4 protein-coding genes are annotated in these 7,631 nt (G+C 40.7%); all 4 read left to right on the forward strand.

Annotation, left to right across the window (positions count from 1 at the left end):
- Positions 1-1,992, forward strand: a complete 1,992-nt coding sequence (locus C4S54_RS04200) for a thiamine pyrophosphate-binding protein (RefSeq protein WP_103868409.1) — start codon at positions 1-3, stop codon at positions 1,990-1,992.
- Between the two features lie 239 nt (positions 1,993-2,231).
- On the forward strand, positions 2,232-2,423 hold the full coding sequence (locus tag C4S54_RS04205) for a hypothetical protein (RefSeq protein WP_103868410.1): 192 nt from the start codon (positions 2,232-2,234) through the stop codon (positions 2,421-2,423).
- 332 nt (positions 2,424-2,755) lie between these two features.
- Positions 2,756-2,989 carry a hypothetical protein gene (locus C4S54_RS04210; protein WP_242973739.1) on the forward strand — a complete coding sequence of 78 codons (234 nt, stop codon included), beginning with the start codon at positions 2,756-2,758 and terminating at the stop codon, positions 2,987-2,989.
- 36 nt (positions 2,990-3,025) lie between these two features.
- Positions 3,026-7,631 (forward strand): InlB B-repeat-containing protein (locus C4S54_RS04215; protein WP_146059961.1); only part of this gene is annotated, 4,606 nt, incomplete at its 3' end.

The raw sequence follows: 7,631 nt of genomic DNA on the forward strand, positions 1-7,631 counted from the left end.
ATGAAATTATCAGATTATATAGTAGATTTTTTGATCAAAAAAGGTGTCACTGACTGTTTCACAGTTGTAGGCGGTGGCGCGATGCATCTTAACAACTCATTTGGCCATACAGAGGGCATGCACTGTACCCATTTCCATCACGAACAGGGCGCAGCTATTGCCGCAGAGAGCTACTCAAGATACGGAGAAAAAGTTGCAGCTCTTTGCGTTACTTCAGGTCCTGGCGGAACCAATGCCATCACAGGCGTTCTTGGCGGATGGCTTGATTCACTTCCCATGTTCGTTGTAAGTGGACAGGTCAGATACGACACTACAGTCAGATACATGGAAGGAAACACAGAGTACGGCCTCTCTAAAAGAGGCTGCAGCGCAGATATTCAGGAAAACTCTGATTCAGAAAGACCAATTACAAGCCATGAATTTATAAACGATTCAGGCCTTCCTCGTTCCATAGGAGACCAGGAATACGATATCACCCAGATGACTAAGCACATGTGCAAATACGCAGTCATGCTTGAGGCGCCTGAAGACATCAGGTATGTTATGGAGAAGGCCTGGCACCTTATGAGTACCGGTCGTCCCGGACCTGTATGGGTAGACGTTCCTGTTAATTACCAGGCAAAAGAAATTAATCCGGCCGAGCTTCGCAGCTTTGACGAGGAGTATAGACAAGAGCATTCATGTCTTTGCCCTGATGTGGAAAAAGACAATGCGTCTGCCTCAGAGCCAATGAACCACAATGAACTTCTGGCAGTATCGCAGATGGTTCTTGATGAGATCAAAAAGGCTAAAAGACCTGTCATCTACGCGGGCGGCGGAATCCGCATTTCAAAGGGTTTTGATACTTTCAGAGAGATGGTGGACAAACTTGGAGTTCCCGTTTGTACTTATTGGAACTCTATTGACCTCATAGAGGATGAAAATCCGCTCTACTGCGGTCGCGGCGGCTATATGGGCGATAGACCTGGAAACTTTGCAGTTCAGAATTCAGATCTTTTGCTCGTTATCGGATCCAGAATATCCATCAGACAGACCGGTTATACCTGGAGTTCTTGGGCGAGAGCAGCCAAAGTCATAATGGTGGATATCGACCCTGCTGAGATGGAAAAGCACACGATCCATGTGGATAAGAAGATACGCGCAGATGCCAGATTGTTCATGGAAGCCATGAATGAAACTCTTGATGAGAATAAAGAGTGGCAGAAATCAAAAATGGATGAACAGCTGTACTTTGCACCATGCGATGACTGGCGCGCTCAGTGCATCAAGTGGAAAGAGAAATACCCTGTTGTGTCTGTAGAGCAGCGTGCTACCGGCGATGCGCCTGTAAATGTCTATGGCTTTATCAGAGCTCTTTCTGACAAGGCTAGTGAGGGCTCACTCACGGCAGTCAGCAACGGTGCCTGCTGTGTCGCTGGTTCTCAAAGCTGGCATATCAAGAACGGCAGCAGATTCATTATTAATAACGCTGTAGCCAGCATGGGTTATGGACTTCCGGCAGCAATCGGACTTTGCATTGCATCAGGTAAAAAAGAGACCATCTGCCTTGAAGGTGACGGCAGCATCATGATGAACCTGCAGGAGCTTCAGACTATAGTTACAAATAAGCTCCCTATAAAGCTCTTTCTTATAAATAATGATGGTTACCACTCCATCAGACTTACTCAGAACTATCACTTCAGTGATTATTCCAAGTTTGGAATAGGGCCTGAGAGCGGAGACCTTGCTTTTCCTGAATTTGGAAAGCTGGCAGAGGTTTTCGGTTACAACTATGTTTCAATAGCTAAGGGAAGTGATCTCGAAAACGGTATTGATAAAGCTTTGGCTTCAGATACACCTGTGTTTTGCGAAGTATTTACAGACACAGTTCAGCCATGGGCTCCTAAGTCATCAGTGAAAAAAGAAGCTGATGGCAGCCTTACAAGCGCTCCTTTAGAGGACCTTGCGCCATTTCTTCCTAGAGAAGAACTTGAAGAAAATATGTATATTTAATTAGTTTCTAAACAAAAAATAAAGCCTATGTCTGATGCACACTTAATCGTTTCAGATGTAGGTTTTTTTTTCACAAAAATACGTTTTTTTAGAAAAACTTTAGTGATTTATTTCTTATTTCACGAAAAAACAACAAAAATAAGAGCGATTATGATTAAAAATATGATAGCTGTTTGCGTACAATATATGCAATTGGGTTAGGACTTAATGTACAAGGTAACCTGAAAAAGGGGGTAAACATGAAATCACTTGATGCCAAACAGACATTTATCGTAAAGATCACGGATTGTCAGAATGGTACCTGGCAAGGAAAAATTGTCTGGGCAGAAGCGAACAGGACTATACATTTCAGAAGTATGATGGAAATGTTGAGACTCATGGATGAAGCTGCAACAGCAGGAATTCACCATCAGGAAGCTGTTAATGAATAAATAAAGAGAATATTAAATTCTTTATGTAATGCGGGGCTGTCGCACTATAAGTGCGCCGGCTCCGTATTTTATTTTGTTAAAAAAACTATAAACTTATTTAGATAAATCTATGTCTATATTTAGTGTCTGAAAATCCGCAGAATACGAGCTATTGCGGTTTATTTTTACTTAATACACATTTTATAAAAACTTCATAAATTCCCTATTCCGCATGGTTGAAATATTATTTAGAATTTTATGTAGACGATGTGAAATTTAGTTCAAAAAAATGGTTAATTATGATAGGTCTTATGATTACCCGGTCCATATAATTACTCATTAGGGGGAAAGTAATGAGTAAAAGAGTTATGAATGAGTATTGTAAAGGCACTTATAAAATGGGAGACACGTTCATTATAAAAGTTGACCATTGCCGGAACGGCTCCTGGCAGGGTGAACTTGTTTGGGCGAATGAACAAAAGAGTGTCAGATTTAGAAGCACATTGGAAATGTTACAGCTAATGGATGAGGCCATTAAAAGCGGTAATAACATGAGCAGTAAGGAAACGGCCCATACTGCATCATGATTTTGCGATTTTTTTATGAGAGGGAGGCATAGTGTTATGTCAAGAAAGCTAAACAGATTTTTGGCATTCCTACTGACACTTGCGCTTGTTACAACTACTTTTAGTAGTGATTATGCAAGCACAAGATCTTTTGCTGTAGGAAGCGAAGAAGAACTTGAACAGATCTCAGAAGATTCTAATGAAGAGTCTTCAGAACTCCAGTGGGAGGACATCGAAACAGATGAAGAAACTCCTGCTGAAAATGAGGAAAATGAGTCTGATATCGAGGCGGATGTCGAGACAGAAACTGAAGCCTCTGAGGGAACACCTTCAGATCAGGCTACAGAAGGCGCTGTCGAGGAGGCAACCGCTGATATTACAAATGGAGGAAATGTTGTAGAAGAACCTGCAACAGCTCCGGCAGCAACAGAGGCAACTGCTTCTGCAACTGAAGCTGTAGAGGCTTCAACAGAAGCTACTTCTGCAAACGTGGAAAGCACAGAAGCTGCTTCAGCTGCAACATCTGCTTCTATTGAAGAGGCAGCAGACGCTGCAAGCTCAGCTTCTACTGAAATAGAAGAAAAAGAGCAGAACCTTGTAACTGTTAAGTACAAAGCATCTATGGGTGGACGTGTTTCTGTAAAAGAAGAAACCGTTGACCTTAATGATGAAGATGCTAAGTTTGAAGGCTCTGAGGCAACTCCTTGGAATGATAAATATCAGTTCACAGAGTGGGTAGACGAGGATGGCAATTTTGTAACCAATGATGCCTTGCTCGTTCCTTCTGATGTGGAAAAAGATACAACATTCACAGCCAAGTTCATGAAACTTGAAGAAATGCCTGAAATTACCGAGAGCAAGATAACTGGAGGAATGAGTGTATTAGTAGAGGCTGAGGAAGGTCTTTTCCCTGAGGGCACAACTGTATCAATTGAGGCTATTCCGGAAACTCAGGCCCTTGAAACAGCCCAGGATACTCTTGGCGATAACGTAAAAGAGGCTAAGGGTGTTGACATTAAGTTCATATACAACAAAGAAGAAATCCAGCCTGCAGATGCACAGTACGTTCACGTATCAATTTCACTTGTTGATAAGATCGAAGGTACTGACTTCACCGTGCTCCATCAGCATGACGGCGAGGTAAAAGAAATCGAGGCTACAGTCGCTACAGAAGAAAAGAACGAAGATCCTGAGGACGAGACAAAGGTTGCGACTGGGGTAGAACTTGATAGTAATGAGTTCTCTGTATTTATTGTGGCTGCCCAGGATAGCACTGGTAATGATGCCAGATTAAATGTTAAATTTATGAATGGCACTACTGAGATATATTCAGCTTATGTAAAGAAGAGTGATCTTGTTAAAGGTTCTGATAATATTGTTCACTTTAATGATATTATTTATGATCCCGGAGTTGGAGAGACTGATCCCGGGGTGCAGTTCCGTGGATGGACACAGAATGCTGATTATACTACAAAAACAGAAGAGAAAAGTATCGCTGATGTTCGTGATGAAATTAAAGATATGCTTAATAGCGGAGTTGCAGAAGGGGAAACTGTAACATATTATGCAATGCTCTTTAAAACATATACTGTTTCTTACCTTGATGATCGAGGCGCATCACTTGGTTCAAGTGAGATAAAATTCCGTGCAGATGATAATGATGGGTATCAGGACTATCATGTTTATATGCATTATACCGCAAGTGATGAAAATCACAATTTTGAGGGATGGCATGTTAGTGAAGGTAAAGACAATATTAAGGATTATGATTATTCAGCTAATGATGGTGAAGGTAAACTTTATGCCAACGGAGCTGATATTAAGATAAAAGGTGATGTTACCTTTTCTGCTATTGAAGCTGAAGGTCACTGGCTTGTATTTAATGAAAACGGAAAAGGTGCTACTTATAATGCACCTCAGTTTGTAAAATCTGGAAAACCAACAGTTGAACCATGCGAACCTGAAGAAATGATTCGTCTTGGTTATACATTTGGTGGCTGGTATGATACAGAAGCACATGCAAATGCACATGCACAGAATACTAATGTAACAATTGGAAAGTTTACCTTTGGCAGTACAATTAGTGAGAAAACTACTATCTATGCCAGCTGGATTTCAGCAACTACAGCAAATTATACGATATTGCTCTGGAGACAGAACGTCGATGGGCAAAGCTATGACTTCGCAGAAGCTTTGACCTTTAATGGAACAGTTGGATCAACAATAAATGCTGTTTCTGTTCGTGGAACCGGAAACAATAAATATGTAAGGATAGGGACTAAAGACTATAATGGAGATGATTATAAAGGCTTCCATTATGATAGAGACGACCAGTCAGGAAAAACTATTGCTCCTGAGGGAACTACTGTTGTGAATGTTTACTATAACAGAAATGAGCATACGCTGAAGTTCCAGGTGTGGAAGGGTATTATCATCATTGGAAGCTATACTACTATCAAAGAGATAAAAGCTCTTTATGGACAGTCAATTAGCGATCAATTCCCTATTGTTGGTACAGATGGGGTAACTTATACTGCAGCAAGATGGGATCCACAGAGCAGTACTCCATATAATCAGGTATTATCATATATTGATATCATGCCTGATGCGGATGTTACTTTCCATAGGGACACTGACGGGCCAGGTACATTTAGGACAATCAATTATTATGTTGAGGCACTTCCAGGGGAAACAGGAGAGACAGTGTCATATGAAGGTAAATCGTTTGTCTTATATAAATCTTTGGATTGTGATTACAATTGGTTTACAGAAGCAGAAGATTATATTGAATTACCAGGATTTTCAAAATATGGAGTTGTTTCTTACAACAGCAACGGTAACAAAGTTGATAAAAATTGGAAAAATGGCAATGTAAAAACGTTAAATTGTTTTTATACCCGTAACAAATATACCATCAACTATATGGATGGAGCATATTTTGATGGTAATGGAAAGGCAATAGAATCAGAAACAAATGTAGGACGGCTTCACCAAAAAACTAATATTTATTACCTAGATGATATATCTACCATTAATTATGAACCTTCACCGACTCATGCCGGTTATGTATTTGAGTGCTGGTGTGTAGATAGTGCATGTACAACAGAATATACATTTGGTACGATGCCTGAAGGTGGAATAACTGTATATGCGAAATGGCGTCAGATACAGTACCGTGTATTTCTTCATCCTAATGCAGGAACAGACCCAACTCTTGATTGGGGTTCCGAATCTCAAGCAATGAGTTTCCGAATTTCTTATGGCGGAAAAGTGAGTGTTCCTACCGGTAGAAGAACATCTGGCTATGAGTTCCGTGGTTGGTACTTGGATCCTGAATTTAAAAATGGTTTCGATGCTGAGTCATTCGTTTTAAATGAAACAACAGTTACGGATGATAGTTATGATAAAACAGTAGATTTTACTGACCCAATGGATAAATGGGGGAATTTTGTCGAAAATCAGACTAAGTCCAATGCTGACGTGGATCGTCCTTGGATTACAAAGAAGCTTGATCTATATGCGCAGTGGCGAGGAACTTTAGACGGAGCTACAGGTATTGGTATTATTTATGATGCTAATGGCGGAAATCCAGCACCTAATGATACTAACCTTTATGGAGATAAAGCATGGGCAGCTGCAGGTGCTGCTCCAACTACTACACCAGCTATAACAGAGGGTGAGGGTGAAAATGCGAAGACCTATGAATCACGTTTCTCACATTGGGTAGTTCAGAAGTGGAATGACACAACTAAGAAGTTTGAAGATACAAATGTTACTGTTCTTCCGGGAGCAACTTTCCAGGTTTTAAAGGATGACGCGCGTGTTCAGGATTTAGATGAAGAGCATTCATCAGAAACTGAGAAAAAATCCTATACAATTCAGCTTCGTGCGCAATATGTAAAGGTAGAGAAACCTACTCCAACACATATTACATGGTATGACAATTTTGGCGGTAAGTATCGTGACGATACAGATCTTGAAGTAAATAAAGCTGTTCCTGTATTTGGACTTGGTGATGATGAATCCATTCCTGAAAAGCATGGTTACATATTCAAAGGTTGGGCAAGAGATGTTGAGTCTGTAGGTACTACAACAACGAATACATCCCCTCTCTTTATAACTTATGATCCATCAGTTTATTCAGATAATAAAGGATATAATCATGCTCAAGTAGCAGCTGATGAGAAAGAACCATATCATGCACTTTATGCTGTTTGGGAAGAAGATCCAGATGCGACCTATAGTGTAACATACGTGGCAGACCCGGCAACAATGGGAGATGTTACAACAAAAGAGAATAAGGATATCCAGGTGCTTGTAACAACCGGAGTAACGGGATCAAAAGCAGAGGCAAAGCCAGGATATAAGTTCACAGGCTGGTATAACGGAACAGAGCTTGCAAGTGATGACGCAGAGCTTACAGCAGCAGAAGCTATCGCAAAACTTAATAAGGAAGGTGCAGTTTATAAGAATACAACCTTCACAGCAAAGTTTGAAGTAGATGCAGGCCAGACATATACAGTAAGCTATGAATCCAATGATACAAAGATGGGAACAGTAACAAATGCCAAGGATGAAGGAATCCAGGTACTTGGAACAGATGGAATCAATGGATCCACAGCCCAGAAGAAGGCAGGCTATAAGTTTACTGGCTGGTACAAGG

It is taken from the genome of Butyrivibrio sp. Su6, from assembly GCF_900108105.1.
Lineage (GTDB): Bacteria > Bacillota > Clostridia > Lachnospirales > Lachnospiraceae > Butyrivibrio.

Bases quoted from the DNA above. Each gene is read 5' to 3' on its own strand.
- C4S54_RS04200 (WP_103868409.1), top strand. From the start codon at position 1: ATGAAATTATCAGATTATATAGTAGATTTTTTGATCAAAAAAGGTGTC.
- C4S54_RS04205 (WP_103868410.1), top strand. From the start codon at position 2,232: ATGAAATCACTTGATGCCAAACAGACATTTATCGTAAAGATCACGGAT.
- C4S54_RS04210 (WP_242973739.1), top strand. From the start codon at position 2,756: ATGAGTAAAAGAGTTATGAATGAGTATTGTAAAGGCACTTATAAAATG.